A 2,691-nucleotide genomic window follows, 5' to 3' on the forward strand; every position below is an offset into this window, starting at 1 on the left:
TGCCGGCACCGCCCGGTTCGTGGCGACGGCGGGGATGGGCGCCGTCGTCGTCAGCGTGATGCTGCATCTGCAGAACGCGGCCGCCGCCGGCGAAACTCCTGTCGCCGGGCCCTGGCTCGTGGCCGCGTACCTGCTGTGCTCAGCGCTGCCGCTGGTCCTCCTGGCCCCGTGGGCCGGCCGGCTCGCCGACACCATGGATTCGCGCACGCTGGCGACGGCGAGTTCGGCGGTCAGCGCCGCCGCCGTCGCCGGCATGGGGCTTGGCATGCAGTACCTGGAGAACTATCTGCCCGTGCTGTTTGCCATGACGTTCCTGCTCGACGCGGCCCAGTCCGTGGCCAGCCCCACCTGGCAGGCCCTGCTGCCGCGGATCGTCGGAGAGGACCGCACCCCCCGGGCCATGGGGACCATGCAGGCGACCATCATGATCGCGGGGATGGCAGGACCCGCCGCGGGCGGCCTGCTCAGCGGCTGGGGCGGGACCGGGCTGGTGTTCACCGTGGCCAGCGGCTGCTACGTCGCCATGGGGCTGGGCGCGCTGCTGATCCGGACCCGGCGCGGCACGGCGGCCGAACGTGCCGGCCAGGCGAAGCCCGCGCTGCTGGACGGGCTGCGCCTGATCCGCCGGGACAGCCTGGTCTGGGCCCTGGTCCTGGGGGCGATGTTCTTCATCGTCGTCGGCGAAGCCACCAACGTGCTCGAGGTGTTCCTGGCCCGCAACGAGCTTGGCGCCACCGAAATCCAGTACGGCCTCCTGTCCGCAGCCTTCGGCCTCGGCATGGCGGCCGGGGCCGCGATGGCCGGCAGGATCAGGACGCCGCGGGTCCGCCTGCGCGTGCTGCTGACCGCCATGACCGGAGCCTCGGCGTGCCTGGTCCTCACCGGGATGGTCCCGAGCGTGGAACTGCTTTTTGCGGCCTACACAGGGACGGGAGTGGCCTGCGGCGTCCTGAACGCCTGTTTCGGGGCCATCGCGATCCTGCGGATTCCGGAAAGCGGGCGCGGCCAGGCGATGGCGATTGTCGGCGGGATGACGCGTGCCGTCTCCATTGGCGCGCTGGCCCTGGGCGGTCTCCTGGGCGCCCTGGTGCCGGTCCGCGTCAGCTTCGTGCTCACCGGCGCCGTCGGGGCCCTGGTGGCCCTCGCCCTCACGGCGTACGTCCTGCCGCGGTTCGGCCGGGAGGACTCCGCCGCCAACACTCCAGCGGCGGCCAAGGCGGCGGCCGGGGCAGCGGCGTACGCGGCGTTGCCGGCCAAGGCCGCGGCCGAACCGTTGTTGGCGGGCACGGCCGCGACGGTATCAGGCAGGCAGCAGGAAGCCGTCGCGGACGAGGTTCCCGACTTCCTCGAGCAGGCCGGCGCGGAACTCCGCGCTGTCAAACCCCTCGTAGCCGCCCAGCAGCGCCTCGAGGGCGCCGATGATCTGCCCGACGGACAGGTCGCCGTCGCACGCTGAGACCAGGCCCGCCAGCTCGGTACTGAGCAGGTTGGTGCGGCGCAGCCCGGCACCCTGCCGCAGCAGGATGACGCCGGGGTGTTCCGCACCGGGGCGCTGGTGCCGTTCTTCGGTGACGTCCTCCGCGACCAGCAGGTGGGCGGCGGCCAGATCATGGCCGGCCAGCCAGTCGGCACGCTCGACGGCGGCGCCCAGGTGTGGCCCTACCGGCTGCTCGATCGGGTAGGTGATCTCCTCGAAGCGCGACAGCACCCGCCCGGCGCCGTCGGCAGGCCTCCGCAGCCAGATCATGCCGAAGCCGATTCCGGCCACATTGCGCGAGGCGAAGTCGTCCAGGTAGGCCGCGTACGAGTCCTCGTAGAGCCGGCGGTCGCGGCTTTCCGAGGCGTCCTGCAGCCAGGTCTCGGCGTACTGCTCGGGGCCCACCTGCTCGCGCTGGATGAACCAGACGTCGGTGGCCGGGCCGGCCCAGCTCTGGGGCCGGTCGGCCCAGCCGGCGCCGGCCGTGATCTCCCAGTTGCCCAGAAGCTGGGCCGTTCCGCCCGGGGCAAGGACCGAGGGCAGCGCACGGACCAGCGAGGACACAATCTCGTCCCCCGGCAGGCCGCCGTCGCGGTACGTGAACTGGTCCGTGGCGGTCTCGCCCAGGCTGCGGGGGGTGATGACGAAGGGCGGGTTGGAGACCACCAGCTCGAACTCCTGCCCCGCGACGGGGTCCAGCAGGGATCCGAGCCTCAGGCTGACGCGGGCGTCAAGGTCGGCCGGGTCCAGGTGCAGCTCGGCGGCGTTGAGCAGCAGGTTGAACCGGGTAAACGCCAAGGCGCGTTCGGAGATGTCCGTGGCTGTCACGTGCTCGGCGTGGTGCAGCAGGTGGAAGGTCTGGATCCCGCAGCCGGTGCCGAGATCGAGTGCCTTGGCAACATGGCGGCGGGCGGTGACCTGGACCAGGGTGGTGGAGGCCTGCCCAATCCCCAGGACATGGTCGTGACGAAGAACGCCGGCGCGCTGGTGGGCCGCGAGGTCGCTGGCCACCCAGAGGTCTGCTCCGCCGGCGCTGGTCCCGTCTTCCCCCACTGTCGGGTCCCAGCCGTACGGCCTGAGGTCCACCCTGGCCTGGACCAGGTCCCCGCCCGCAGGCTCCACGAGCCCAAGTTCCACCAGCCCCTTGGTACGGATGCCGGGGAGGGCGGCGTCGAGCGTCGCCGCGGGCTGCGGTTCAGACAGAAGCCAGAGAC

Annotated in this window: 1 protein-coding gene and 1 pseudogene; one reads left to right on the top strand and one right to left on the bottom strand. The window is 72.3% G+C overall.

Annotated features, from left to right (window positions below; translation table 11 throughout):
- Positions 1-58: 58 nt before the first annotated feature.
- Positions 59-1,141 (top strand): annotated as a pseudogene (locus LQV45_RS24670) (MFS transporter); the annotation flags it as partial.
- Positions 1,142-1,300: 159 nt separating this feature from the next.
- On the opposite strand, the gene LQV45_RS24675 reads toward LQV45_RS24670, so the two are convergent.
- Positions 1,301-2,691 (bottom strand): methyltransferase (locus tag LQV45_RS24675; RefSeq protein WP_230009243.1); only part of this gene is annotated, 1,391 nt, incomplete at its 5' end.

The sequence above is a fragment of the Microbacterium sp. Bi128 genome (assembly GCF_918698205.1).